Origin of the sequence: Methanoculleus sp., assembly GCF_030019085.1 — an archaeon.
Classification (GTDB): Archaea; Halobacteriota; Methanomicrobia; order Methanomicrobiales; family Methanoculleaceae; genus Methanoculleus.
Genome location: NZ_JASEFJ010000012.1, coordinates 1 through 25,770, shown reverse-complemented (window position 1 = coordinate 25,770; position 25,770 = coordinate 1). Strand labels below are relative to the sequence as shown.

27 protein-coding genes and 1 pseudogene are annotated in these 25,770 nt (G+C 58.3%); 12 read left to right on the top strand and 16 right to left on the bottom strand.

Going from position 1 to position 25,770, the window contains the following annotated elements; genetic code table 11:
• Positions 1–108 precede the first annotated feature (108 nt).
• Positions 109–1,200, bottom strand: a complete 1,092-nt coding sequence (locus tag QMC91_RS06425; protein ID WP_300236909.1) for a transposase — start codon at positions 1,198–1,200, stop codon at positions 109–111.
• Between the two features lie 366 nt (positions 1,201–1,566).
• Positions 1,567–2,595, bottom strand: coding sequence for an AI-2E family transporter (locus QMC91_RS06420; RefSeq protein WP_300236907.1), 1,029 nt, complete (start codon positions 2,593–2,595; stop codon positions 1,567–1,569).
• A 189-nt stretch (positions 2,596–2,784) separates the two neighbouring features.
• Between QMC91_RS06420 and thiC the strand changes: the two are divergent.
• A pseudogene (gene thiC, locus QMC91_RS09990) lies at positions 2,785–4,045 on the top strand (phosphomethylpyrimidine synthase ThiC).
• A 202-nt stretch (positions 4,046–4,247) separates the two neighbouring features.
• The gene (locus tag QMC91_RS06405) at positions 4,248–5,435 is read left to right on the top strand and encodes an FAD-dependent oxidoreductase (RefSeq protein ID WP_300236903.1); all 1,188 of its coding nucleotides are present in this window, start codon (positions 4,248–4,250) and stop codon (positions 5,433–5,435) included.
• A 130-nt stretch (positions 5,436–5,565) separates the two neighbouring features.
• On the opposite strand, the gene QMC91_RS06400 is transcribed toward QMC91_RS06405, so the two are convergent.
• The 10 genes from QMC91_RS06400 to QMC91_RS06355 are packed head-to-tail and all read right to left on the bottom strand — an operon-like array spanning position 5,566 to position 12,726.
• The gene (locus QMC91_RS06400) at positions 5,566–7,362 is read right to left on the bottom strand and encodes a proton-conducting transporter membrane subunit (protein ID WP_300236901.1); all 1,797 of its coding nucleotides are present in this window, start codon (positions 7,360–7,362) and stop codon (positions 5,566–5,568) included.
• Positions 7,359–8,849, bottom strand: a complete 1,491-nt coding sequence (locus QMC91_RS06395) for a proton-conducting transporter membrane subunit (RefSeq protein WP_300236899.1) — start codon at positions 8,847–8,849, stop codon at positions 7,359–7,361. The genes QMC91_RS06400 and QMC91_RS06395 overlap by 4 nt, the downstream gene beginning before the upstream one ends.
• Before the next feature lie 2 nt (positions 8,850–8,851).
• Complete coding sequence (locus tag QMC91_RS06390; RefSeq protein WP_300236897.1) at positions 8,852–10,354, bottom strand: monovalent cation/H+ antiporter subunit D family protein; 1,503 nt, start codon at positions 10,352–10,354, stop codon at positions 8,852–8,854.
• Entirely contained in the window at positions 10,351–10,725 is a 375-nt protein-coding gene (locus tag QMC91_RS06385; protein WP_300236962.1) for a cation:proton antiporter subunit C, read from the bottom strand. The genes QMC91_RS06390 and QMC91_RS06385 overlap by 4 nt, the downstream gene beginning before the upstream one ends.
• Positions 10,725–11,156 carry an MnhB domain-containing protein gene (locus tag QMC91_RS06380; RefSeq protein WP_300236895.1) on the bottom strand — a complete coding sequence of 144 codons (432 nt, stop codon included), beginning with the start codon at positions 11,154–11,156 and terminating at the stop codon, positions 10,725–10,727. Before QMC91_RS06380 ends, QMC91_RS06385 begins: the two co-directional genes overlap by 1 nt.
• Entirely contained in the window at positions 11,153–11,428 is a 276-nt protein-coding gene (gene mbhE, locus QMC91_RS06375; RefSeq protein ID WP_300236893.1) for a hydrogen gas-evolving membrane-bound hydrogenase subunit E, read from the bottom strand. The genes QMC91_RS06380 and mbhE overlap by 4 nt, the downstream gene beginning before the upstream one ends.
• Positions 11,425–11,670, bottom strand: coding sequence for a hydrogenase subunit MbhD domain-containing protein (locus tag QMC91_RS06370; RefSeq protein WP_300236891.1), 246 nt, complete (start codon positions 11,668–11,670; stop codon positions 11,425–11,427). Before QMC91_RS06370 ends, mbhE begins: the two co-directional genes overlap by 4 nt.
• Complete coding sequence (gene mnhG / locus QMC91_RS06365) at positions 11,667–11,975, bottom strand: monovalent cation/H(+) antiporter subunit G (RefSeq protein WP_300236889.1); 309 nt, start codon at positions 11,973–11,975, stop codon at positions 11,667–11,669. Before mnhG ends, QMC91_RS06370 begins: the two co-directional genes overlap by 4 nt.
• The gene (locus QMC91_RS06360; protein WP_300236887.1) at positions 11,972–12,232 is read right to left on the bottom strand and encodes a monovalent cation/H+ antiporter complex subunit F; all 261 of its coding nucleotides are present in this window, start codon (positions 12,230–12,232) and stop codon (positions 11,972–11,974) included. The genes mnhG and QMC91_RS06360 overlap by 4 nt, the downstream gene beginning before the upstream one ends.
• Positions 12,229–12,726: a Na+/H+ antiporter subunit E gene (locus QMC91_RS06355; protein ID WP_300236885.1), complete on the bottom strand. Its 498-nt coding sequence runs from the start codon at positions 12,724–12,726 to the stop codon at positions 12,229–12,231. The genes QMC91_RS06360 and QMC91_RS06355 overlap by 4 nt, the downstream gene beginning before the upstream one ends.
• 242 nt (positions 12,727–12,968) lie before the next feature.
• On the opposite strand from QMC91_RS06355, the gene QMC91_RS06350 reads away from it, so the two are divergent.
• Genes QMC91_RS06350 through argB form a run of 5 tightly spaced genes read left to right on the top strand, consistent with a single transcriptional unit; the run spans position 12,969 to position 17,400 of the window.
• Positions 12,969–13,880, top strand: a complete 912-nt coding sequence (locus QMC91_RS06350; RefSeq protein WP_300236883.1) for an ADP-ribosylglycohydrolase family protein — start codon at positions 12,969–12,971, stop codon at positions 13,878–13,880.
• A 25-nt stretch (positions 13,881–13,905) separates the two neighbouring features.
• Positions 13,906–14,892 (top strand): N-acetyl-gamma-glutamyl-phosphate reductase, encoded by a 987-nt coding sequence (gene argC, locus QMC91_RS06345; protein ID WP_300236881.1) that lies wholly within the window; start codon positions 13,906–13,908, stop codon positions 14,890–14,892.
• Positions 14,893–14,906: 14 nt separating this feature from the next.
• Positions 14,907–15,398, top strand: a complete 492-nt coding sequence (locus QMC91_RS06340) for a CBS domain-containing protein (RefSeq protein WP_300236960.1) — start codon at positions 14,907–14,909, stop codon at positions 15,396–15,398.
• The gene (gene argJ, locus QMC91_RS06335) at positions 15,395–16,534 is read left to right on the top strand and encodes a bifunctional glutamate N-acetyltransferase/amino-acid acetyltransferase ArgJ (RefSeq protein WP_300236879.1); all 1,140 of its coding nucleotides are present in this window, start codon (positions 15,395–15,397) and stop codon (positions 16,532–16,534) included. Before QMC91_RS06340 ends, argJ begins: the two co-directional genes overlap by 4 nt.
• Entirely contained in the window at positions 16,531–17,400 is an 870-nt protein-coding gene (gene argB / locus QMC91_RS06330; RefSeq protein ID WP_300236877.1) for an acetylglutamate kinase, read from the top strand. Before argJ ends, argB begins: the two co-directional genes overlap by 4 nt.
• Positions 17,401–17,408: 8 nt before the next feature.
• Here argB and QMC91_RS06325 read toward each other — a convergent pair whose 3' ends face one another.
• A complete protein-coding gene (locus QMC91_RS06325; protein WP_300236875.1) occupies positions 17,409–17,693 on the bottom strand; it encodes a chorismate mutase in 285 nt (94 codons plus the stop codon).
• A gap of 98 nt (positions 17,694–17,791) precedes the next feature.
• On the opposite strand from QMC91_RS06325, the gene QMC91_RS06320 reads away from it, so the two are divergent.
• Positions 17,792–18,376, top strand: coding sequence for a peptidase M50 (locus tag QMC91_RS06320; RefSeq protein ID WP_300236873.1), 585 nt, complete (start codon positions 17,792–17,794; stop codon positions 18,374–18,376).
• 18 nt (positions 18,377–18,394) lie between these two features.
• Here the strand turns inward: QMC91_RS06320 and QMC91_RS06315 are convergent, their stop codons facing one another.
• Both QMC91_RS06315 and QMC91_RS06310 read right to left on the bottom strand, forming a co-directional pair.
• A complete protein-coding gene (locus QMC91_RS06315; protein ID WP_300236871.1) occupies positions 18,395–19,030 on the bottom strand; it encodes a flavodoxin family protein in 636 nt (211 codons plus the stop codon).
• Positions 19,027–19,638, bottom strand: coding sequence for a flavodoxin family protein (locus tag QMC91_RS06310; protein ID WP_300236869.1), 612 nt, complete (start codon positions 19,636–19,638; stop codon positions 19,027–19,029). The genes QMC91_RS06315 and QMC91_RS06310 overlap by 4 nt, the downstream gene beginning before the upstream one ends.
• Positions 19,639–20,095: 457 nt before the next feature.
• Between QMC91_RS06310 and QMC91_RS06305 the strand changes: the two genes are divergently transcribed.
• Positions 20,096–21,367 (top strand): IS110 family transposase, encoded by a 1,272-nt coding sequence (locus QMC91_RS06305; protein ID WP_300236867.1) that lies wholly within the window; start codon positions 20,096–20,098, stop codon positions 21,365–21,367.
• Positions 21,368–21,390: 23 nt separating this feature from the next.
• Here the strand turns inward: QMC91_RS06305 and ilvC are convergent, their stop codons facing one another.
• On the bottom strand, positions 21,391–22,380 hold the full coding sequence (gene ilvC, locus QMC91_RS06300; RefSeq protein ID WP_300236865.1) for a ketol-acid reductoisomerase: 990 nt from the start codon (positions 22,378–22,380) through the stop codon (positions 21,391–21,393).
• Between the two features lie 133 nt (positions 22,381–22,513).
• Here ilvC and mptA point away from each other — a divergent pair, with 133 nt between their 5' ends.
• The 3 genes from mptA (at position 22,514) to frhD (ending at position 25,619) form a co-directional block, all read left to right on the top strand.
• A complete protein-coding gene (mptA, locus tag QMC91_RS06295) occupies positions 22,514–23,455 on the top strand; it encodes a GTP cyclohydrolase MptA (RefSeq protein ID WP_300236863.1) in 942 nt (313 codons plus the stop codon).
• A gap of 225 nt (positions 23,456–23,680) precedes the next feature.
• Positions 23,681–25,048: a coenzyme F420 hydrogenase subunit alpha gene (gene frhA, locus QMC91_RS06290; protein WP_300236861.1), complete on the top strand. Its 1,368-nt coding sequence runs from the start codon at positions 23,681–23,683 to the stop codon at positions 25,046–25,048.
• A gap of 10 nt (positions 25,049–25,058) precedes the next feature.
• Positions 25,059–25,619: a coenzyme F420-reducing hydrogenase, FrhD protein gene (frhD, locus tag QMC91_RS06285; RefSeq protein ID WP_300236859.1), complete on the top strand. Its 561-nt coding sequence runs from the start codon at positions 25,059–25,061 to the stop codon at positions 25,617–25,619.
• Positions 25,620–25,770 lie beyond the last annotated feature (151 nt).

Genomic DNA, 25,770 nt, shown 5'->3' with positions numbered 1-25,770 from the left:
ATTTTCGCTCTGGCCGGAGGTCATACCCGGATTATGAGCAAAATCGTTTTTTACGCCATCGGTCTACGTGACTGCTCCCCTCCTTTCGTCGGGGGCATCCAGGGTTTTTCAGCCCAGAGATTGCAGCCCCAATCTCATAATATTGATCGCCGCGTTCTGGTCGCGGTCCATCATCAGCCCACAATGCGGGCAGGAGTGGACACGATCTGAAAGTTCTTTTGCGACGATCATGCCACATCTGGAACACATCTGCGACGTGTTCCTGGGGTTCACCAGAATCACCCGAGAGCCAGCCTCTTCCGCTTTGCTCTTCGTGACCGTGATGAACTGGTTCCAGGCAACATCCGCGATGCTTTTTGCCAGATGAGGGTTCTTCTGCATGTTTGTGATATTCAGGTCCTCGAACACAATTATACCGAACCGGTCCACTAACTGTCGGGAAGTCTGGTGAGCAAAATCGAGCCGTCTGTTGGCGATCCGTTCATGGACGTGTGCGACGATCTTCCGGGCCTTCTTCCGTTCAGGAGTGCCCCTCTCTGCTTTCGAGAGTCTTCTCTGTGCCTTCGCAAGGGCTTTCTCATCGGTACGGAAGAACCGGGGGTTCTCGATCTTCTCCCCGGTTGATAGGGTTGCGAAGGACTCCAGGCCGAAATAGACCCCGACCGTCGTCTCCTTCTGCGGGAGAGGAGAGGGTTCATACTCGACCGAGAAGCAGGCATACCACTTCCCGGTCGAAGACCGCTGGACCGTGAGGGTCTTGATCCTCCCTTCGATAGGTCGGTGAAGGACGATCCTCACGTCTCCGATCTTCGAAAGGTGAAGGCGGTCTCCATCAAGTTTGAATCCCGACTGGGGGTACGTGAAACTATCGTATCGTCCCTTCCCTTTGAATCGAGGATATCCAGGGTTCTCCCCTGCTTTTACGCGCCTGAAATACGATTTGAAGGCAAGATCCACGCGCATCTGAACGTTCTGGAGAACCTGAGAATGAACCCGATTCAGATCGGGTCGTTCCTTCTTCCACTGTGTAAGGATCTTGTTGGTCTCGTAGAGAGAGATTGAATGCTGCTCCTGCTCCCATGCGGTCTTTCGCAACGCAAGGGTATCGTTATAGACCCACCGACAGATCTCAAGCGTCTGCTCAAGCAGAGTCACCTGGGACTTTGAGGGATAGAGTCGATACCGATATGCCTTAAGCATTATAGTCGTATACACGACGGCGCGTAATAATGTTATCGAGGGACGGCATTCATCCCCCCACTAAAGTGGGGGGCATTCTGCCTGTTTTCTTCGTAAACTCGCCACATCTTTATGGCTGTTTGCCCGGCGATCATCAACCCTGTTAACTGATACCTCCTCCGCCTGTAGGGAATGGCATGTGGCGCTAGCCCACGGAAAGCCGTCCCTGTGCCGGAAACAGGGTTTTTTCAGGAGGGGTTCACCGTGACGCTGGAGGTGCTCTTCCCTGTCAGTGTTGATGGAGAATCGCCATCTCAGGTTGGCACTGACGGAGGGGACGTTCCATCCCCTCCGCGGTGGTCGAAAGTCTTCCATCCTGAACGGGGGTCAGTCCTCCGCGCTGCCGCTGTTCCCGATCAACTCGCCCATCCACCGGGTCTCCTCCCAGCTCTCAAGGAGGAGTTTCACCGCGATGGTCAGCGGTATCGCAAGGAAAACACCGACCGCTCCCAGTATGAAACCCCAGAAAACGACGGAGAAGAGGACGACGACTGGCGAGAGATTGAGTTCGCGTCCGGCCATGCGAGGGAGGATCAGGTTCTCGGCAGCGGAGTCTATGAGAGATATGGCGACTATGACCGCTACCGCTCCGGCCGGCCCGAACTCGATCAGGGCAAGAAGGGTGGGAGGGATCGCCGCGATGACCAGGCCGATGTAAGGGACGTAACTCAGGATGAAGGCTATGAACCCCCAGAGCACGGCGAAGTCGACCCCGAGGATGGCCAGGAATAGCCCGGTCCCGACACCCGTGATCAGGTTCACCTTCGTCCTGACAAGGATGTAGTCTATGAGGAAACTGCCAGACTGTGCAAGGTGCTGGTATAGGGAACTATCAACCCCCAGGTATCGTTCGAGAACGCCTGCAAGACGCGGCGCCTCGATGAGTAGAAAAGCCATCCCGACAAAGACCAGGAAGGCATCGATGGCGAAACTCCCGATCCCGCGGGCGATCCCGGCCACCTGCTGGATCAGGAAAGCCTGGTCGACGTAGTCCCAGATCGTAAAACTGCTGATATCGATACCATAATCAGCCAGGACGGTCACCTGCTCAAGGAGGTTCTCCCTGTATTGCGGCAGAGAACGGATAAAACCGGCAAACGCAACACCGAGAAAGGCTACAGTCGCAGCGAAGAGCCCGATCAGACCGGCGACCACCCCGGCTGCGGCGATGACCGGAGGGGCGCCACGCCGGATCAGCCACTTCATGGCGGGCGCGGTGATCGTGGCGAAGAAGATGGCGACGAGTAGCGGCGCAAGGATTGGGGTGGCTGCACGGATTCCCGCAAGCACTATGACAACCGCCGCCCCGACGATAGCGATACGGGCGGGGGGTGGAAGGTTTCCGGCAGTCTTCACAAGAACGGTATAAGCGCTCCAGGAAGAAAGACCTTTTCAGATGAGCCTCAACCTCAAAACGGCGGGGTGTAGCCTTCCAGAGAGAGGCGACCCCCCCCATCCCACCTCCCGAACCCGCCAGGAGGAGCGTGAGGAAAAATATAGCCTTATAGCGGGTTTTTTCAGATCTGAGACCCAATAATATCCCGGATGAAAACTCAGATCGAAGAGGGCAGGGATGGGATGATCACCCCACAAATGGCAGCGGTTGCATCGACCGAAGGGATCGAGGTGGATGACCTCCGCCGATCTATCGCCGATGGAGAGGCCGTCATTATGACGCGGGGAAAGTTTTCCCTTGGCATCGGTCGAGGTTTGCGGACGAAGGTCAATGTCAACCTGGGAACATCAACCGCCATGGTTCGACCCGAGGATGAGGTCAAAAAAGCCAGGATCGCCGAAATACATGGCGCAGACACCGTCACAGATCTCTCCGCAGGCGGGGACATCTCGGCGATCCGGCGTGCGATCTTTGCCGCCACCACCCTCCCGATAACAACGGTGCCAATCTATCAGACCGCCGCCGAGATCGGTATCGAGAAGATGACAGCGGATGACATCCTCGCCACCATACGACGTCAGGCAGAGGAAGGGGTCTCCTCGTTTGTGATCCACGCTGTCGAGAGGGGGATAATCGATGCCGCCCGGGACGGAAGCCGTGTGATGGGGGTCGTCTCGAAAGGCGGATCGATCACCGCCGCCTACATGCTCAGCCACGATTCTGGAAACCCATTTATCGAACGCTTTGATGAGATCCTTGCCATACTGAGGGAACACGACATTGTCCTCTCCCTCGGCAACACAATGCGGAGCGGGTGCATCCACGACGAGATGGACGAGGCCCAGATTAGGGAGATGCACCTGAACGCACGGCTCGCCGCCTGCGCCAATAAACACGGTGTCCAGGCGATCATCGAAGGGCTCGGCAGCCATGTCAGGGCCGACCGGATACCCCGCTACATCCAGCACTACCTGGAGGCCTCACCGGCGCCCCCTCTTTGTCGCCGGCCCGCTTCCAACCGACATAGCCGTCGGTTACGACCATATCGCCGGTTGCGTGGGCGCAAGCATCGCAAGCGGTGCAGGTGCCGACTACCTCTGTTACCTCACTCCCGCCGAACACCTGGGTCTCCCGACTCCCGAACAGGTGCGGGATGGTCTGATCGCCTTCAGGATTGCCGCTCACATAGGCGACACTATCAAGTACGGCCTGGACGATGCAGATCTCGCCCTCCCCCGTTCCAGATCACGCCTCGACCGGGAGGGGCAGATTGCCCATGCCATCGACCCGGAGACCGCACGGGATCTCATCCCCGGGTCAGGGCCATGCACGATGTGCGGAGATTTCTGTGCGGTTGCCATGATGGAACGGCTCAAAAAGGAAAGAGCAGATAAACGCGACCGGTTCTGAGACCGCCCCGTCACCGGACAGCAGACCACCCTCGCTGCATAGCAAAGCCCGCAGGTGCGAAGAGTTCGGTGGATTCTTCAGTCCATACCTCTCCCACCCCCTCCTCCTTCCCCTGTGCACAGCAGGGGACAGCGCCCCTGCCTGGATTTCAACCGCACCGGGGTGCAAGGTTTAACAGGCGGCAGGTTGATCAGGGGTATTGATGGTGATCGTGATCGGGTCTGGAGCGGGCGGGGCGACGGTCGCCCGTGAACTGGCGCTGAAGGGGGCCGAGGTCACCCTTCTGGAGCGGGGGCCACGGCCATCGGACGGGCACGCGTCGCGATACTATGCGAATGTGGATGCCGGGGTGAAGATCCTCCGCACCCTCTGCCTGGGAGGGACCACCCTGGTATCTACGGGAAATGCCATGCGATGCCTGGAGGAAGAACTGCGTTCCCTTGGCATCGATCTCACACGCGAGTTCGCCGAAGCAGAGAGGGATCTGGGCGTCCGCATCCTCCCCGATTCGCTATATGGGCCGGCCACCCGGCGCTTGATGGAGGCTGCCGCCACGATGGGAACGCCCATGAAAAAGATGCCCAAATTCATCGACCACGGTCGCTGCCGCCTGGACGGCCAGTGCGCCTTCGGGTGCCCGACAAACGCCCGGTGGAGTGCTCTTTGGTTCGTGGAGGAGGCAGAGGAACATGGATGCAGGACCTGCTGTGGTACCCCGGCAGAGGAGATACTGGTATCCAGTGGACAGGTGCGAGGTGTCCGCTCTGGATCCCGGCACATTCTCGACGACGAGGTGGTCCTCGCCGCCGGAGCACTGGAGACTCCCCGCCTGCTGCAGGGAATCGACATCCCCACCGCACCGCTGTTCATCGACACGTTCGTCACAATCGGGGGTTTCTGCCCGGCGGCCGGGCTCCACACGGAGATCCCCATGAACGCGTATCTTCACCACGACGGTACGCTGGTGATGCCCCACTATTCCCGGCAGCTGGTCGATCTGCTCGTCGAACGGGGATGGCCGGCGACCGCGTCTGACGTGCTCTCCATGATGGTCAAGATCCGGGACGATGATGCGGGAGAGGTGGGCGACACCATATCGAAGGCGGTCACCCCCCGGGATGCGGGAACGCTATCTGCGGGTGCGGCGCACGCGGGGGCGATCCTGGTGGAGGCGGGCGCAGATCCACGTTCACTGGTGGCCGCCAGCCTCCGGGGCACCCACCCCGGCGGGACCGCCCGCATCGGTGTAGCGGTGGACACCTATCTCCAAACTCCCGTGGAAGGGCTCTATGTGGCGGACGCCTCCGTCCTCCCCGGAGCCCCCGGCGGCCCACCCATCCTCACGATCGTGGCCCTGGGAAAGTATGTAGCCCGGCGAATCCTGGAATGAGGCAAGCTGGGCCGTACACAGGGACCGTATTGGTTCGATCCACCTTTCCAGAGATCCCGTGGCCGGGAGAAGAGGCAGCATTCACAGACCGGCCGGTGTTGAAAATCATGATGAGAGGAGGCTCCACCCATCACGTTAAACTGAAGAGGAAGTAGAGGAACGCAACGATACAGATGAATATGATGCCGTAACCTCCGCCCCAGATGTTTGTCTGGACCTCCGGGTAATTGTCTCTCAAGAAAGCAAGTTCCTTCTCGTATGCCGCTGACCTTTCCCGACCCCCAAAGATCCGCACAAACGGCAGAGCAAGCTTCCTCCAGGCTATCTGGATGGCAACACCCGGGTTTGCCGAGACATACTGGAAACACGCCACCACGCGTCCTATCCCGCGGCCTATCGCATCCGTGACCTCCACAAGCGGGTGTGAGGAGAACCAGACAACCGCCCGGCCTGCCCTTATGTAGAGGGCGTCTATATCGTTCTCGAACCCGTCCCACGAGCGCCTGAGGGGACGCGCCAGAGCCAGGAGCACCCCTGCGACGGCAAAGATACCCGCAGACTCAAGCAGATATGAGGCTGCAAAGGGGTGAGCGGGTGTCCCGCCGGGAAGGAAGTCTGTCAGGAGGTGTGGGAAGAGCCCTATTGCAACACAGAGGAGAGAGGTTGCCCCCATTGCCAGCAGCATCGGAACCGGTGGGTCCTTCGGGAGGAGCCCTTCCCGCGTACCTTCGGCCGGGCGGAAGAACCCAAGGTAGAGGATCCGGAAGACGTAGATTACGGTTATTACGGCCGCTACCATGAGGATTGGCGCAAGATAGGGCACAGAACCTGCCGCCTCGATTACCATACCCTTGCTGACCGCACCGTTCAGCCCGGGGAGGCCCGCGAGCGCAAGACCGCCGATGATACATGAGAGGGTGGTCAGCGGCATCGTCCGCCAGAGTCCGCCCATCTCCGAAAGCCGGTGAGAGCCAGTTCTGAGGATGACAGCGCCCGCCGCCATGAAAAGAAGCGACTTGAAGAGGATGTCGTTGACCATGTGAGCAAGCCCGGCGTCTACCCCTGCAACCGACCCCACACCGATGCCCGCGACCATGTAACCCACCTGGCTGATGATCGAGTAGCCCAGGAGTCGACGGAGATCGTCCTGCATGAGCGCAAACACAGCACCGTAAAGTGCCATCGCGCCGCCCATGTAGGCGACCGCAACCCCCCATCCACCCACTCCGGCAAGCAGGAAGACCGCGGCTTTCGTCGTGAAGATGGAGAGCGCGACTGATCCGACGACCGATGCTTTCGGGTATGCGTCAGGTAGCCAGGTGTGGATGGGGATGAACGCTGCGTTCATGCCGATCCCGACCAGAATGAAGAGCAGACCGGGGCCATCCGCCACCGGGCCGATGGCAGCACTCCCGGTGGAGACCAGCGTGTAGACGATCCCGGATAAAAGGCACGCCCCACCAAAGATATGGTAGAGGATGTAGCGGTAACCGGCAGCGGAGGAACCAGGCGATCTCGATGACCAGATGATCGCAATCGATGCAAGGGCAAGTGCCTCCCAGAAGACGAAGACGGTAATGAAGTCCCCCGCGTAGACCACTCCCATCGCCGCAGCGATCGAAGCCAGGATTCCGATCGTCTCCACAAGCGGGAGATCCCGGTATACCGCGTAGACCAGGACGATTAGACCGGAGATGGCGAAGATACCGCCAGCCACCTCTCGCATCGGGTCAACCGTAAGGAGAACCGTATCGATCCCCGGCAGAACCCGGATCACGATCTCCGGCACCGAAGGAGAGAGTCCAAGTGCCAGGACAACCCCTACAACCCCCGCAAATAGCGTCCATGCCTTCCTGGCCCTGCCGGCAAAGAAGGGGAGGAAGAGGATCCCGAGAAGGTAGATGAAGGCTGGTGGTAACCCGATCATGGTATCACCGATCCTGTGATCTCTCCAATAGCAATCTCAACGAGGTCCATAAACGGCATCGAGGGGAAGAAGAAGATCAACACCGATGCAACCGTCGTCAGGACGATCGGGACGAGCATCGTGAGAGGCGGTTCACTGACGGAGTCGAGCGAGCGCTCGTCATCCGGCCGGCCAAGCAGCATCGTATGTATGATCGGGAAGAAATAAGCGGCGTTTAAGACCGTGCTCGCGATCAGGACGATGAGCAGAATCGGCACACCACCTTCGACCGCCCCGAGAGCCAGGTATACCTTGCTGATGAGCCCCGAGAGTGGCGGCAGACCGCAGATCCCGATCGCCGCAGCCGAGAACATCACGGCTGTCACCGGCATCTTCCTTCCGATACCCTTCATATCGGAGATCCGCTCTCTCCCTGCGGCGACGATGACTGCTCCCGCAACAAAGAAGAGCGTGATCTTCAGGAAGGCGTGGATGGGGATATGCGCCATCGCCCCGGTCATCCCGGCAATAGAGAGCATCGAGACGCCGAGCAGGATGTATGAGAGCTGGCTTACCGTCGAGTAGGCAAGCCTCCGTTTGAGATTGTCCTCGGTCAGGGCGAAGAGGGACGCGGTTATGATTGTAAACGAGGCTATAACGGCAAGGAGCGTCCCGAGACCGAGCGAGGCCAGGAGATCCATCCCGTAGACCCACCCCGCGATCCTGACAATCCCGAAGACCCCCGCTGTGACGACAGCAACGGCGTGCAGAAACGCGCTCACCGGTGTCGGGGCGACCATCGCCGCAGGAAGCCAGCCGTGTAGAGGCATCCAGGCCGCCTTCACGAACCCTACCATGAAGAGGACGAAGAGGATCTGGAGGGTGAGGGGCGGTGCCGACCCGGCAAGGAACCCGCCCGGGACAAAACCGGTTGTTCCGGTGAGGATATAGGTCAGGATGACCGCTGCAAGGAAGAAGATACCCCCGATTAGGAGGTAGGCCAGATATTTCCTCCCCGCCGCCATCGCCTCCGGAGTCTCGACATGAACAACGAGGGGGTATGTGATGATGGTCAGGATCTCGTAGAAGACAAGAAGCGTCACCAGGTTCGCCGAGAACGCTATCCCGATCGCGGCGGCTATCGCGACGGCAAGGCAGAAGAAGAACCTTGTCTGTGCATGCTCCTTAAGCGAACGCATGTAGCCTATGGAGTAGAAGGAGTTCAGCAGCCAGAGAACGGCGGCGGTGAGGGCAAAGACCATGCCGAAAGCGTCCACCCGCAGCGCCAGATCGCCGCCGGGCAGGAGCGGGATGAGCGAGATCGTGATCCTCTCCCCGGAGAGGATCGAGGGGAGCATGGCAACGACAGAGACTAGCATCGCCACCGCGGCCGCCACCGTGAACCCGTCCCTTATGTTCTCGTGCCGCCCGGAGACCAGGATCATCACCGCCGCCAGGAGCGGGATGACCACGGTTACCGCCGGGAGCAGACCGGTTACGTCCACCATTCTCAGGCACCCCCGAGTAACAGCGAGACGGCAGGAGCGACTATCTTCATCAGAGGATCCACGAAGATGCCAAGGACAAGACAGAGGATGCTCAGAATGACCATCGGGACGAGCATAGAGAGAGGCGCCTCGCGCACCCCCGGTGCCGGGTGGTGATCGCCGCCTTCGTGGTGACTCGAGGCGCTGAAGTAGGCGACCTCGATGAACCGCCAGATGTAGCCGACCGCCAGGAGCGAACCTGCCAGGAGGACGGCCGCATAGACCCAGTGCCCCGCTTCAAGCGCTCCAAGCACCAGGTAATACTTGCTTGCAAACCCGATTGTTGGGGGGACACCGATCATCGACGCCCCGGCGAGGGCGAACGCGGCACAGGTGACCGGCATCGTTGCTGCAACACCTTTGAGGTCGGAAAAACTCGATGTCCCCAGTCGGTATATGATCACCCCCGCGACCATGAAGAGGCAACCTTTCATCACGGCGTGGCCAAGGATATGCAGGAGCCCGCCTTCCAGCGCGATCTGGTTTGCAACGCCCAGCGCAAAGACGATGTAGCCGACCTGGCTGACGCTCGAGTAAGCGAGCATCCGCTTCAGGTCTTCCTGTGCGATGGCCAGCACCGCACCGGCAACTATCGCAACTGCTGCGATGAAGAGGATGAGCTCGGTCACCGGCACGGTCTCGACGAAGTATGCCGTCGTGAAGACCGAGAATATGACCCTGAACATCGCATAGACGCTCACCTTGGCCATCACGGTCGAAATCAGGACCGTCACCGCAGACGGGGCTTCCGTGTAGGCATCAGGGAGCCAGAGATGGAGCGGAAAGAGTGCAACCTTTATGGAGAAACCGATTACCAGCAGGAGAAACGCGGTATGAACCGTTGCAAGCCCATACGACGCGGGGAGCAGGCGGGCAAGGTCTGCCATGTTCAGTGTCCCGGTCGCAACGTAGAGGTTTCCTATGCCCAGCAGGACAAAACCTCCTGCAATCGAACCGAGAACCAGGTAGTTTAAGGCTGCAACATAGGCGCGTGGCTTCCGGGAGGAGGCGATCAGGGTGTAGGCAGCGATCGACGATATCTCCAGGAAGACGTAGAGGTTGAAGATGTCCCCGGTGATCGTCATGCCGACAAGACCGGTCACAAGGAGCTGGAAGAGAACGTAGAACGAGACGATCTTCTCCGGTTTGATCTCCTTTTCGACGCTCCTTCGTGCATAAACCGCCGTTGCCAGGGCCAGCAGGAGGACGATCGGCAGGATGTAGCCGTTGAAGGTATCGATGACAAACTCGATCCCGAGCGGTGGTGCCCATCCCCCGAGATAGTAATGGATCGTCCCTTCCCGCATCACCTCGATGAGAAGTGCGATCCCGCCAGCGAACTGGAAGAGGATCGTTGCGAGTGTGAGCGGGTAGCAGAACCGGCTGTCGTGCCAGCCAAGCAGGAGTATCAGGAGCGCCGCCACGATCGGGACGGTTACCAGGAGGACAGGGAGGTGTTCGATCATCGTCTCTTCACCATCTTTAACAGACCAGCCTCATCGATGACTCCATACTCCTCGTAGATCCGGACTATGAGCGAGAGACCGACCGCAGTCACGCTCACCCCGACGACGATCGCGGTCAGAATCAGGACGTGCGGAAGGGGGTTGACGTAGATGGCTTCCATCCCTTCAGGGAGGTAGATCGGTGCTATACCCCCTTCAACATCGGCAAACGAGATGTAGAAGAGGAATATCGCGGTCTGGAAGATATTGAGCCCGATAAGTTTCTTTACCAGGTTCTGCTTGGCGATCAACGCATACAGCCCGATCATCATCAGGATGATTGCCATCCCATAGTTGTAGTGCGAGAGGAATGCCTCAAGGACCGCTTCCATCACGGGGACTCACCATCTCTATCCATCACATCAGAGATTATCGAGACCATCACCGCCATCACGGTGATCCCTATCCCCATCTCAACCGCGTCGATCAGGTATCCATGGAGATGGGCCACGCCAACTGCCGACTCGATTGCCCCATACTCCAGGTAGTTTCCACCAGCAGCGAGGCAGAGGAACCCGATACCTGCATAGATAGCAATCCCGATAATGGAGTAGACCATGAGCCACTTCTTTCCAAGCCGCTTCTCGACACCAGAGAGCCCGAAAGCGATGAACATCAGGATAAAAGATGCAGCAAAGGCGACACCACCCTGGAACCCTCCACCTGCTCCCACCGCACCATGCACTATGACGTAGAGGGCAAAAACCTGGATAAACGGCACCGAAATCCGTGATATCGTCCGGATTACTACGTTCTCCCTCACAGTCGCCCCCCCCGTCTCAGCAGGAGAGCGACCGATATACCTGCGGTGAAGATCACCACAGTCTCTCCAAGCGTATCGAACCCACGGTAACTCGCAAGTATTGCTGTGACGATGTTCTCGACCCCGACGTCCTGAAGGGCCAGATCTACGTATAGTTTTCCGGTATAGCGAGTGGCTGGGGACTGTGGATCACCAAACGCCGGCATATCTCCGACCGCCCAGAAGAGGATGACGCCTATTAAGAGAACTGCAAGCAGAGCTTTTACGTTCAATCTGAAGAACTCCTTTCAGTTCTTGCTATGGCCGCGATGAATAGGACGGTAGTGACGCCTGCCCCCACCACCGCCTCGGTGAAGGCGACGTCGACGGCGTTCATCTCCGACCAGAGCACCGTCATGATCAGGGAGTAAGCAGCAAGGATGACCGCCGCGTGGAGTAGGTCGCGGACGGTTATCGCCGCTATTGCACAGATGATCATAAAGAGGAGGAGTGCAAAGTCAAGGTCCCAGATCATCGCCGTTCATCCCCGATCTTCCATGGTTCAGTTCCGCAGGTATGTGCGACATTCATGATGGCATGGACGGCCGTCGGCGAGGTGATGAATATGAAAAGCACCAGCAGGAACATCTTAACCGCGATCAGGCTCGTCCCCTCGTAGAGGATGAAACCAAGAAGCATCATCCCCTCCCCCATCGTGTCGCACTTGCCGCTTGCGTGGACACGGGTATAGAAATCAGGAAGCCTGATAAGACCTAAGGCACCGACGACCATGAAGAAGAGGCCGATGACGACGAAGATGCTGGCCAGAGTGTTCATCATACGCATCCCTCTTTGAGGTATCTGGCGACCGCAATCGTCGCAATGAAGTTTATCATCGCATAGACGATCGCGATATCCAGGAAGATCGGCCGCCCGTATATGAGTCCGATGAGTATCAGGAGAATGATTGTCTTTGTTCCGATGGTGTTCACAGCAATCAGGCGGTTCTCAACCCCGGGGCCCCTGCCCACCCGGTAGAGACAGAGGAAGATCGTCAATATGAGTACGACCACGCTGGCGTCGAAGAGATCGATCATTCTTCGCCCTCACCAAAGACATGTGCGAGACTTTTCTGCATATCCTTCTCTCTGAGTAGAGATTCTTCCGCCGCCTCACGGACAAGGGCGTGCACAGTGTATCTCCCGCCGACCACCTCAACGGTCACCGTGCCGGGGGTCAGGGTGAGCGCGTTTGCAAACGCTGTACGCAGGATATCGTTTTTAAATGGCGTATCGACTGTGATGATACCGGGGTCGATCGGCATGCGGGGATGAAGGACGCGGTAGGCAACGTCGAAGTTGGCAATGATAATTGCCAGTATCAACCGTGGAAGATAGCCGATGAACCGGATGAACGTCCCCACAGACCGCAAAACGCTGGTCTCATTAGAGAGGAAGAGAAGGTCGGTTGAGATAAGGGTCACGATGGCACAGCATATGATCCCGGCGCCGATATAGAACGGTTCCAGATATCCTGACAGGATATACCAGAAGAATATCAATACCGCAAACGTGACTATATACTGAGACACCGACGGCCTTTTTTTACCTGAAGACAACGCATACCCTCTCTGCAAATTTAATATCCTTATTAGGAGGGGGCAACGTATAAAAGATGTGCTTTTGATCGACCCATGTAACCCATAAAACTCCTGAATTTCTCATCCGGGGCGCATACACGCGCATTTGGCGATCGGGAAGACTCAGGATCCAGAAAGGACCCTTCACCGACAAACAACAACCCTTAAGAATGACCTTAGAGAGTATTACTCAAATGCTCGATCAGTTCAGGGGCTGTCTCCTTGGGGCCGCCATCGGAGACGCCCTGGGTATGGCGCGGGAGACGGCACCACCTGACTTCCAGAACCTCCATGAGGGCTACCACCGTGCCTGGCGGGGACACCCGAACGCCGGGCTTAAACCCGGACAGTTCACCGACGACACCCAGATGATGCTCCTTGTGGCAGGGATGCTCGCCGACGGCACCTACTCGGAGCAGGGATACGCGGCCGCCCTTGCACGGATGTATATGAACGGCGATCTCAGGTTTCCTGATGCCGCTGTGGACGCCGCCTGCCGTCAAATCCTCCTCTCCAGCGATCCCCCGGTATCGGCAGGAGTCTCATCGAGCACCGCCGGATGCACCGGTATCGCCGTCCCGTTCGGCCTCCTCTACGACGACCCGATCGACGTGACCGAACGGGTGGTCAAGGCCTGCAGCGTCACGCACACCCACCCGGGAGCACACGCTGGAGCGGTCAGCGTCGGGATGCTCGTCCACCACGCCGTTCGTGGCCGCGCCGACGCCATCACCCTTGCCGGGAAACATGCCACGCTTGAGGACGTCACGCTCGGTAACAAGATCCGCGACGCCCTGAATCTTGAGCAGGAAGGGATCAGCCTGGAGGGTGCACTCTCGGTGATAGGGAACGATGTTACAGTCTACCAGACCATACCGCTCGCCTTCTTCCTGATCAGTCGCATAAAAGATCTCACAATACTCCTCACCACTGCCGCACACGTCGGCGGGAACACCGACACCATTGCGTTTATATGCGGGGCCTATGCAGGCGCGGTTTACGGGAGATCCGCCCTCCCGCAGGATCTCCTGAATGGACTTGAGGGGAAGGACGAGATAGATTCCCTGGCCACCCGGCTCTATCAACGCTATACCACAAAGCCTTAAGATTCCATAAAAGAGACTCCATCTTATGGATATTGCGATTATCGGCGCATCCGGCTACACCGGTGGCGAGTTGATGCGACTGCTGCTGAACCACCCATCAGCGGAGGTCGTCGTTGCGACGTCCCGGCGACTGGACGGCACACCCGTCGCATCGGTCCACCCCCACCTCCGTGGTCTGACCGACCTTGTCTTCCGAAACACAGAAGTCGGCGATATCGACGCTGACTTCGCCTTCCTGGCCGTACCCCACACCGCGGCGATGCTGATTGCCGGGACACTGGGAGAACGTGGGATAAAGACCGTCGACCTCTCGGCCGACTACCGCCTCCCGAAGGATGTGTACGAAAAGGTCTACGGCGTGACCCACCAGGCCTACTTTGAGGCCCCATACGGCCTGACCGAGCTCCACCGGGACGAGATAAGGGGCGCCTCTTTCGTCGCAAACCCGGGTTGTTTCCCGACAGGTGCAACGCTTGCGGCAGCGCCGCTTGCAAGGTTTGCCCATACCATCATCTACGACTCAAAGACGGGAGTCTCCGGCGCAGGGAACACCCCGTCTGAGACCACCCACTACCCCAACGTCGGCGACAACTTCAGCGCCTACAAATGGACGACTCACCGCCACCTTGCCGAGATGAGGCAGGAGGTCGCCCGACTCGGTTCAGGCGCGAGGTGTTACTTCACGCCCCACCTCCTACCTGTGAACAGGGGCATCCTTACAACCGCCCACATCCTCCTCTCCGAACCCATGGAGCAGAAGGAGGTCGAGTCGCTTTACCGGAATTACTATGCAGACGAGTTCTTCGTCCGCTACCAGAAACCGACCCTTGCGGCCGTCCGGGGGACGAACTTCTGCGACGTTGCGGTGGAGAGCGAAGGAGAGAGGGTTGTTGCTGTCTCGACGATCGACAACCTGGTCAAGGGGGCAAGCGGTCAGGCGATCCAGAACATGAACCTTATGTGCGGGTTTGCGGAGGACGCAGGTCTGCGGTTCGCCGGGATGCTACCCTGAGGTGATGCCGAATGTTGAAGGTAAAAGATATAATGACCCCGAACCCTGTGACCGTCCGGGTAGACTCACCTCTTCGTGAGGCGGCAGCTTTGCTCCGTAAGTACCATATCGGTGGGCTTCCTGTGATGGACGGCGACCGGGTGGCGGGGATCATCACCGAGACAGATATCCTCTCACTACTGGACGTCGGTGACCTCTCCGATGACCTCTGGCTTCCATCGCCGCTCGAGGTGATCGAGATCCCGGTCAGAGAGTTCATTAACTGGGAGAGGACAAAGAGGGCACTCACCGATATAAGCAACATGGAGGTACGGCGGGTGATGAGCAGCCCGGTTATCGCGATCGACGAGGAGGCCGATATCTCCGAGGCGGCGTCCCTGATGCTCCACGAGGGGATCGCACGCCTCCCGGTGCTCCGTGACGGGAAACTGGTCGGCATCGTCACCCGGGCGGACATAGTCAACGGTCTTGGGGCGTCCTCCGGCGAGGAGGAGGAAGAGTCGTGAAGAGCATCTGCGCGGTAGAGGGTGTCTTTGCCGCGGGACTGAAGGACGGAAAGTTCGGGCTTGCTCTTATCCGGGCGGGCGGAACCGCAGCCGGTGTATTCACGTCTAACCTTGTTAGAGCGGCCCCGGTCGAGTTGATGATGGAGCGGTTGCAAAGGGGTGCGCTCGAGGCGATCGTTGTCAACAGCGGGTGCGCTAACGCCTACACCGGTGAGCGGGGCTACCGTGATGCGGTGGAGATGTCCGCCATCGCGGCCTCCTCACTCGGTCTTGAACCGGAGGCAGTCGGTGTCGCGAGCACCGGGGTGATCGGGCGATACCTGGATCTCCCCCTGATCCGAATGCAGTGCGGACGGGCATCGCCGCTACTTGCCCGGAGTGCCGAAGCCGAGGAGGCGGCGGCACGGGCAATCATGACCACCGACACCTTCCCAAAGCATGCCCTTTTAAAGACAGAGTCGTTTACCGTCGGGGGTATCGCCAAGGGTAGCGGGATGATCGCACCGAACATGGGGACGATGCTTGCGTTCATCTACACCGACGCGGAGGTAGAGGCGCCGGTGCTCCGGGAGATCCTGCGGCAGGCGGCCCGCCGGTCGTTTAACCGTGTGGTGGTCGACGGAGATACAAGCACAAACGACGCCGCGTTCTGCACCGCAACGGGCGCCGCAGGTAAAGTGAACCGCGACGACCTGGCGAAGGGCATAGAGGCGGTATGTCGCGACCTTGCCATCCAGATCGCACGCGACGGTGAGGGGGCAACGAAACTCCTGATGGTCACGGTCCGCGGCGCCCCCGACGAAGAGGGGGCAGCGGCCGTTGCAAGGACGATCGTCGCCTCCCCGCTCGTCAAGACCGCCGTCTACGGCGAGGACCCGAACTGGGGCAGGGTTGTCGCGGCGGCGGGCAGGGCGGGCGTGGAGTTTGACCCCTACGCCGTCTCGCTCCGGGTCGGGGACGTGACCCTTGTACGTCGTGGTGAGATCGTCGCCGAACCTGCAGCGGCAAAAGCAGCGATGCACGGCGATACCGTCACTTTCGACCTTGACCTCGCCGTGGGTGACGGCCAGGCGACAGTCTGGGGATGCGACCTCACCGAGAGATACGTGGAGATCAACGGGAAGTATACGACATGAAGCGAGAAGACGTGCTGATGGAGGCTCTCCCCTACATCCAGAAGTTCTACGGTAAGACTATCGTGATCAAACTTGGCGGCCATGCAATGGTCGATCAGAAGATCCTGGAGACCGTGATCAGGGACTCCGTCCTCCTCCACTACGTGGGGATGAAGGTTGTCCTTGTCCACGGTGGGGGGCCAGAGATCACCGCCAAGATGAAAGCAATGGGCAAAGAACCGAAGTTCGTCGGCGGTCTGCGGATCACCGACCCCGAGACGCTTGAGATTGCCCAGATGGTGCTGGTGGGAAAGATCAACGACGGGATCGTCTCCCTCATAGCAAACTGCGGCACCCGTGCGGTCGGGATCTCAGGAAACGACGGCAACCTTCTCATCGCCAGGAAGATGGAACCTCAGAGGGTGCAGATCGGGGAGACCTTCGAGGAGGTCGACCTTGGACATGTCGGCGAGATCGAGGAGGTCGACCCCGAGGTGCTCCACTGTCTCCTCGCCCAGAACTACATCCCGGTGGTGGCACCGATCGCCATCGACCGTCATGGCAGGAGCCTGAACATCAACGCCGACACCGCGGCAGCAGAGATCGCGATTGCACTCCAGGCTTACAAACTGGTCAACCTGACCGACGTCGATGGGGTTATGGACGCCGACCGGAAGCAGGTCTACCACCGTCTATCGCTCCCCGAGGCGGAGGGTATGATCGAGAGCGGGGCCATCGCCGGCGGGATGATCCCGAAACTCGAGGGTTGCATGAAAGCGGTCCGGAACGGTGTCACGAGCGCCCACGTCGTCAACGGTAACAGGGAGCACAACCTGCTCCTCGAACTCTTCACCGACGAGGGCGTCGGAACGATGATCACCGCCTGACCTTTTTCTCAGGGCAGGTTGCCATCGCCGCTGCACTCCCGCTGCCGCTCCTCGCTCATCTCGACCAGGATCTCAAAGATCCTGCGGACGGCGACCGGGTCTATCCGGCTCTCGACGGCGTAGGTGAAGACCCGGTCGAGGACCGCCCTCCGCTGCGCCTCGTCACGGAGTGGTAGACCCATCTCACGCTTGATCCTGGCAACCTCCGCCGCAAGGTTCTGCCGCTCCGCAATCAGATCGATGATCTTCTCATCGATCACGCGGATCTCGTTCCTGACCGCATCAAGGGACATACAAACAATGATTGAACGCGGGGGCTGGATAAACCTGACGACTCTTTTGCATCGGCGAGGCGAAGGATATTATCGTGCCGTGACAAACCAGGTACCGGATGCTGGAACGAATACCACCACGCGAGCGAAGAGATCTCCTGATAGCGTGGCTTGCCATATCGATAGCCTTCACCCTGATCTACATCCGGGGTGGTGTAAACATCGCGGAACTGGTCTTCTTCTTCGTGATGTCGCTTCTCACTGTGGGGGTTGCCTTCGTCCTCCACGAACTGGCGCACAAGTTCTCAGCCATGCGCTATGGCTACTGGGCAGAGTTTCAGAAGGATAACCAGATGCTCCTCGTCGCCGTGCTGATGGCGGCGCTTGTGGGGATCGTCTTTGCGGCGCCGGGGGCAACCTACATCTACGGGAACGCAACCCGGACGGAGAACGGCCGGATATCGGCAGCAGGACCGGTCACAAACCTCCTCCTATGCATACCATTTGCGGCTCTCTGGGTCCTCGGCGGCGGGCTCCTGGCCGTCGTAGGGCTGGTAGGACTCAGGGTCAACGCGATGATCGCAACCTTCAACATGCTTCCAATAAGCGTCCTTGACGGGCGCAAGGTACTGGCCTGGAAACCGGCGGTCTTTGCCGTGCTCATGGTCGCTTCACTCGGGATCCTGATCTGGTCGCTCCTCTGAGTGACAATCCCGCAGATCTCAGGTTTTTGGCGCGCTTAACTCACTCTCTTCCCCCATCTTAAGGAGGAGTTCAACCACGCGCTGTCCTTTCTCCCGCGCCTCCATAAGAGCGGTTGGATGCCCCTCGATCCCACCGTAACGGTCGAGATCGTTTGCGATGATATTATCCCAGTAATCGAACCCGGTGGTGTTGAAGAACGCGGTGATCGCGGGAAACGCCGCGTCGAAGACGTTCTCCCAGCCAAGCCCCGCGGTCGAGACGAAGATCCCTTTACGACGCCGGATCCGATCATCCGGGTAGTAGAGGTTCTTCAGGATAAATTTGCGGGCCCAGAGGAACTGGGTGCGGTCGATCAACCCCTTCGTCTCCGCCGTGATCCCCATCGAGTAGATCGGGGATGCAAGAACAAGGACATCTGCATCGGCGATCTTATCAAATAGCGGTGTGAGGTTGTCCCTGATCACGCATACCCCTGTTTTGTGGCAGGCGTTGCACCCCCGGCACGAGGTGTAGTCAAGCGACCTGAGAATGACCTTCTCGATGCTGCCCCCTGCCTTTGCCGCACCATCGAGCACGGCGTCGAGCAGGGTCTCGGTGTTTCCGTGCCGCCGCGGACTGCCGGAGATCCCGAGGACCTTTATGGGGTCTCTCATGCAGCAAGAACCTCCCGGAGGCGTGCCGCGACCTCGCGTGCCAGTCGGCCGGCGTCGTCCCTCGCCGTGGGGTGGCGCTCGATTGCGCCCTTCTCATCGACACCGTTTATCATCAGATATCTGACATCCCTGTTAGGTATATCGACAACGTGGAAGAAGCACTTCACCGACGGGATGGCCGCATCAAATACGTTCTCCCAGTTCTGCCCGGCGGTCGCGAGGAAGACACCCACCCGTTTTCCTTTCCGTTCAGGCGGGACGACCGGGAGGTGGAGGACGTACTTCCTTGAGCGGAAGACCTGGGCACGGTCGACCAGGATCTTCGCCTGCGCTGCAAGCCCCATACAGTAGATGGGTGACGCAAGGATGATGCAGTCAGCCGCTATTATCCGGTCATGGGCGTAGTCCATGTAGTCCCGCTGAACGCAGCGGTTGAGTCTCTCGCAGGCGTTGCACCCGCGGCACGGCCTGATATCGACCTCAGGGATAATGATCTTCTCGATACTACAACCTTCCGCCTCCATCCCCGCAAGCACCCAGTCGAGCAGCGTCTCTGAGTTACCATGGCGGCGGGGCGAGGCCGAAAAAGCAAGGACATCAGGGGTCATTACAGGAGGAGTATGTCCGGCCGGAGGTAAAAACGTGAGGGGGACCTCCTCACGCCGGAACCCTCTTCCTGCGAGAGCGTGAGACCACCTGCGGGTGTGAGCGGCCACGGGAAGAACCGTCGCGGAAAACCCCGGATGCGGCAGAGAATACAACGAGGCTGAGTGGAGGAGGGAACCCGCAAATAGATCGTGCGACTGCCCCCCAAACTGAAGCCGGGGGCATTCTACCTGTTCTCTTCGTAAAAAACTACATGATGCCCTTTGGGCCACAAGCATACCCCATTAAAATAGTTGGGTGGCCATTTTTCCTGGGGTAGTGAAGGCTGATCGCTTTTTGGGACCTGAACCCGTGAAAAAAACTAACCAAGCCATCGTTTCGGAAGCATACCTGCATCAGCGAATGCGTATACGAAAACGCTCCTGAAGCATTTTGGAGCTACCCCCCTCGTGAGGTATTATGAAGGAACCAACCACTGTGTGTGGAATCGATGTCCATAAGGTGTTTCTCCAGGTCTGCATTCTCTCGCGATCTGGAGAAACCTCTCAACATCGCTTCCACAACACTCCCAATGGGATTCTTGCACTAAAAGACCTTGTGCTTGCTGAAGGGTGTGAGATCGTTGCCATGGAATCGACCGGGATCTACTGGTATCGACTCTTCCTGGAACTCGAGTCAGATATTCGAACGATTGTTGCCAACGCGCGTCAGATCAAGAGTATCCCAGGACGCAAGACAGACATGAACGATGCTCGATGGATTGCCGAACTTGCTCTCCACGGGTTGATCCGGCCCTCCCGGATCTTTCCCCGGCGCGATCGTGAGTTCCGGGATCTGACCCGCAACCGGGAGACGTTGGTCAGAACCCGAACAACCATCAAGAACCGGATTCATAAGATCCTGGATAGCGCGGGTATCCGCCTGAACCTGGTGCTCAAAGATCTTTTCGGGAAATCTGGTCGTCATCTCCTCATGGGCCTTGCCGAGCAGAAGGACCTGGAGACCACCCTCGCGACTATCCCCTCGCCCCTGATCCTCCGCCGTGCCGATCAACTCCGGGAGATCCTCCAGGGTAGCCCACTCTCCCCCATCCAGGTGCAGCTCCTTACGACCCAGTTGCATCTGCTTGATGAGATCGCCCATCTGGATGAGCTGATCCTTGCCTCGCTCGAGGATCCCCAGTTGGAGGCAGTCGCGATCTGCACCTCGGTGCCGGGGATCAGCATCACCGCAGCAACAACAATTCTCGCAGAACTGGGTGATGTCCGTGATTTCTCCACCGCGAGTCGTTTGGTTTCCTGGGCTGGGTTGGCACCGTCGGTCTATCAATCTGCCGATACCCTGGTGTGCGGCAAGATCACGAAACAGGGGTCAAAAAGTCTCCGCTGGATCCTGGTGCAGGCAGCCCAGGCGGCCAGCCGGACAACAAATACCGTCTTCTCCTCCTTCTTCCGGCGGATCGCCTACCGCCGAGGGAGGAATAAGGCAATTGTTGCTCTCGCCCGGAAGATCCTCAGTATCCTGTGGCATCTCCTGGTGAACCGGGAACACTACGTCGAACCGGGACTCAAGAGGATGCGGAAACTCCCGGTGCGCATGACCCTGCCGAAGATTTCGATTGATGATGCCGTCGAAACCCTGTTGAGTGCGGGGTACCGAATTTACTCGCCTGAGAACCAAAAGTCAACCGGTAAGGGGGTGAGAGCGGAGAGGGCCACCCGCCCCCTTTGACATTTTCATACGAAAAGGTGGGGTTACTTCTGGAACTGTGGCATGAACCTGCGGATCTCCGCACCCACCTGCTCGATCAGGTGCTCTTCGTCTGCTTTTGTCAGAGCGTTGAAGACAGGTCGGTTCACCAGGTTCTCAAGCATCCACTCCCGCGCGAACTCGCCGCTCTGGATCTCTTCCAGGATCTCCTCCATCGCGGCGTAGGTCTCTGGCCCGATTACACGGGGACCGCGGGTCAGGTCACCGTACTGGGCGGTGTTGCTGATCGAGTCGCGCATCTTTGTGAACCCGCCCTCGTAGATCAGGTCGACGATGAGTTTCATCTCGTGCAGAACCTCGAGGTAGGCCATCTCGGGGGCGTAGCCAGCGTTGACCAGCGTCTCAAACCCCGCCTTTATGAGTGAGGTCACACCACCGCAGAGTACCGCCTGCTCGCCAAAGAGGTCTGTCTCGGTCTCCTCGGCGAACGTCGTCTCGAGCACAACCGCGCGTGTAGCGCCAATCCCACGGGCATAGGCAAGTGCGATGGCATGCGCGTTCCCGGTCGCGTCCTGCTGAACGGCGATGAGAGCAGGCACACCCTTTCCTTCCTCATACATCCGGCGGACCATGTGGCCGGGGCCTTTCGGGGCGACCATGACAACGTCGACAGTTGGCGGCGGGACGATCTGGCCGTAATGAATGTTGAAACCGTGCGAGAACATCAGACAGGTGTTCTCTTTGAGGTTGGGGCTGATCTCGGCGCGGTATATGGCTGCCTGGTTCTCGTCGGGGAGAAGGATCTGGATGATATCGGCGCGCCTCGTTGCTTCAGCGACAGGGTAGATCTCAAATCCGTCCTCAGATGCTTTCTGCCAGCTTTTCCCTGGCCGCAGGCCGATGATGACCCGGCATCCGGAGTCACGCAGGTTCAGCGCCTGTCCCCGACCCTGGGAGCCATATCCAATGACGGCGATTGTCCTGCCATCCAGTATGCGTGGGTCCGCATCGGACTCATAGTATTTTTGCACCATAGACTCTCACCTCCCTCTTGGAGAGCAAACCAGATAAATATTCTATAGTGCGACCTCTCTGGTGCACTGAGGGTTATTTTATGGTTGTCGAGGAGAAACTTTATCCTTCATAATAGGCGATTGAGGATTTATAATGGAACTGCCAGATGTCCAGTCCAGTCTGCCTGAGGTCAGGATCGGCCTGACCAGGGTGGGCGTGAAGAACGTCACGAAACTTGTTGAAGTTGGTCGGCCAGGTAAGCGGCCGGTCATCTTCATCTCTAACTTCGACGTCTTCGTTGACCTGCCAGGGAGCCTCAAGGGTGCCAACCTCTCGCGGAACTTTGAGGTGATCGACGACGTGCTGCAGCAGGCCATCGACGGGGAGGTAAAGGGTATTGAGGAAGTCTGCAGCGCGGTGGCCAGGAAACTGCTTGATAAGCATGAGTACGCGGAACGGACGGAGGTCAGGATGCGGAGTCAGTTCATGGTAAGGCGTGAGACTCCGGTCAGCGAGACTGGTTGTCACGAGGTCGTGAACGTCCACGCGCGAGCGATAGCTCAGAGGAATGATGGAAACCCGATCATCAGAAAGAGCATCGGTGCTGAGGTGATCGGGATGACTGCCTGCCCCTGTGCTCAGAATATCATGAAGGATCATGCCCTTCACGTCCTCGAGCAACTTGGTGTTGAGGAAGATAAGATTGCCAGGTTCTTTGAAGAGGTTCCAATGGCCACCCACAACCAGCGTGGGCGGGGTTTCCTCTGCATCGAGATCGACGATGATCAGCAGATCAGCCTCGAGAAGATCATCAAGATCCTGAAGGACTCCATGAGCGCACGTATCTACGAGCTCCTCAAACGGGGTGACGAGAGTTACGTGGTGATGGAAGCTCACAAGAACCCGAGGTTTGTCGAGGACTGTGTCCGTGAGATGGCCCGCAAGGTGGTTACGCAGTTCGGGGATCTACCGGGTGACTCCGTGGTTACCATCAAACAGACGAATGAGGAGAGCATCCATCAGCACGACGCCTACGCGGAGCGGAAGGCAACGATAGCTGAACTGATCTCCGAGCTGGAAATTGGTGCACTATAAACACCACATACAAACTATATTTTCATACTAAATCGTTTTGTATCCGCATCTGTTGTTACTAATTCCCAATTTAATAACACTCATGGACATCCTAAAGCGAAAGATATAAACTCTGTTTCCTTCATAATCCTTGTTGACGTACTCGTGTACGTTTTCAGTACAGAATCGTGTGGTAACATCAGTATAGTGTTCAGAACACCACATTATCGGAATGAGGCGATATATTTGTCGAAAGTTGTAGAGATTTCCCCAACTACGAGGCATGAAGGCCACTCAAAGCTCGTCCTGAAGGTCAATGACGACGGAATAATCGAGCGTGGAGACTGGCTCAGCATCACCCCGGTGAGGGGAGTTGAGAAACTCGCCATAGGAAAGACGATGGATCAGGTTCCAAAGATTGCGTCGCGTGTCTGCGGTATCTGTCCCATCGCCCACACCCTGGCGGGTATCGAGGCGATGGAAGCCTCCATCGGGTGCGAGATCCCCGAGGACGCGAAACTCCTGCGCTACATCCTGCAGTGTGCCAACAGGATGCACAGCATCGCCATTCACAACATACTGTCCCTCCCGGACATGTACATCCCCGGAACAGACACGAAGATCAACCCGTTCACAAAGGAAGAACCGGTCAGGAGCGTTGCTCTCCGGATCCAGCGGCTTCGTGAGATCGGCCAGACCATCGGTGAGATCGTCGGTGGAGAGGCAATCCACCCGAGCAACCCCCGCGTCGGCGGTATGTATAAGAACATCACCCCGCGGGCGAAGGCGAAGATCTATGATCTTGCGAAGGAGGGCCGCGTGCTGGCTCAGGAACAGATGGAGTTCATGATCGCGGTCTTCCGGAACTACCAGAAGCGTGACTGGGCTGAAGTCGGTGGCGTAGAGGTCCCGATCCCGAAAGACCTTGGCTACCACAACCAGGGCTACATGGCCACTGCGCCGGTCTACGGCAGTTCAAGCCTCGACGAGAACCCGACCTGGTTCCCCGAGCGGTTCACTGAGGTCCGCCCCTGGGACTGGTACATGGGTGAGGTTGAGATAACGGAGGCCGATCCGAACTATCCGATCGGCGGCACCACACCGGTAGGAAAGAAAGCCTGGCCACAGATGGAGGCCTGCACCGGTGTCCCGCTCTACGATGGTCAGCCGGTTGAGGTTGGACCACGGGCACGCATGGCGATCTTCAAGAACTACGATGAGAAGGGTACCATCGGACAGCAGATCGCGCGCCAGATGGAGTTCCCTGAGACCGCCTATGGCATCATCGAGGCACTCGATGCTCTCGACACCTCCGGAGCGGTGCTCGCTGACGAGATCCCGCAGGGCGATGGATCTCTTGGCTGGGCCGCAAACGAGGCTCCCCGTGGTACTGATGTCCACCTTGCTCGCGTCAAGGACGGCAGAGTTCAGTACTTCTCGATGCTCGTCCCGACCACCTGGAACTTCCCGACCTGCAGCCGTGCGCTTGAGGGTGCACCCTGGCGGCTTGCGGAAGTCATCATGCGAGGATACGACCCCTGCGTCTCCTGCGCGACGCACATGATCGTGATCGACGAAGACAAGAGGTTAGTGGCCCAGAAACTCATTCAGTGAGCGTACACGCATGTTATTCCGTGAGATCGTGATTGCAGGATGTGGCAACCCACTCTTTGGAGATGACGGGTTTGGCCCTGCTGTAGTCGAGGAACTCAAGAAACTACAACTGCCCGATAACGTCAAGGTTATCGATGCCGGTCTCGGCGCCCCTCACTTCCTCTTTACACTGGTGGAGGATTCGGAATTGCCGGTGAAGAAGTTGATCATCATCGATATCGCCGATTTCGGCGGTAACCCTGGTGATGTGACGAAACTCCGGCCCGAAGACCTGCCGCCGGGCGCCTACCGTGATGCCCATTCGTGGGATCTCTCAGAACCGCTGCAGCGGTTGAAGGATGTCATCGATATCACGATCATCGGATGTCAGCCAAAGCGTGTCGCGAGCCATGAGTTTGAACTGGGGCTCACTGAGGAGGTTGAAGGGGCCATTCCCAAAACAGTACGGATCGTACTGGAAGAGATTGGGGTAGAATATGGGGCTACTATCAACCATCAAGGAACGCATCTTTGGGCGTCGCCGGGAGAAGCCGGAGGAGAAGCCGGGAAAAACCCCGGAGAGCAAACCTGAGGCGAAGCCCTCGGTGAAGCCCTCTGATGTGATTGTGGAAGAAAAGGTGGAAGTTGTACAAAAGGAGGAAAAGCCTGTGGCAGAAAAGATTACGATAGGTGAATTACACCTGAGCGGATGTACGGGATGCCTCGTGACGATTGCAGACAAC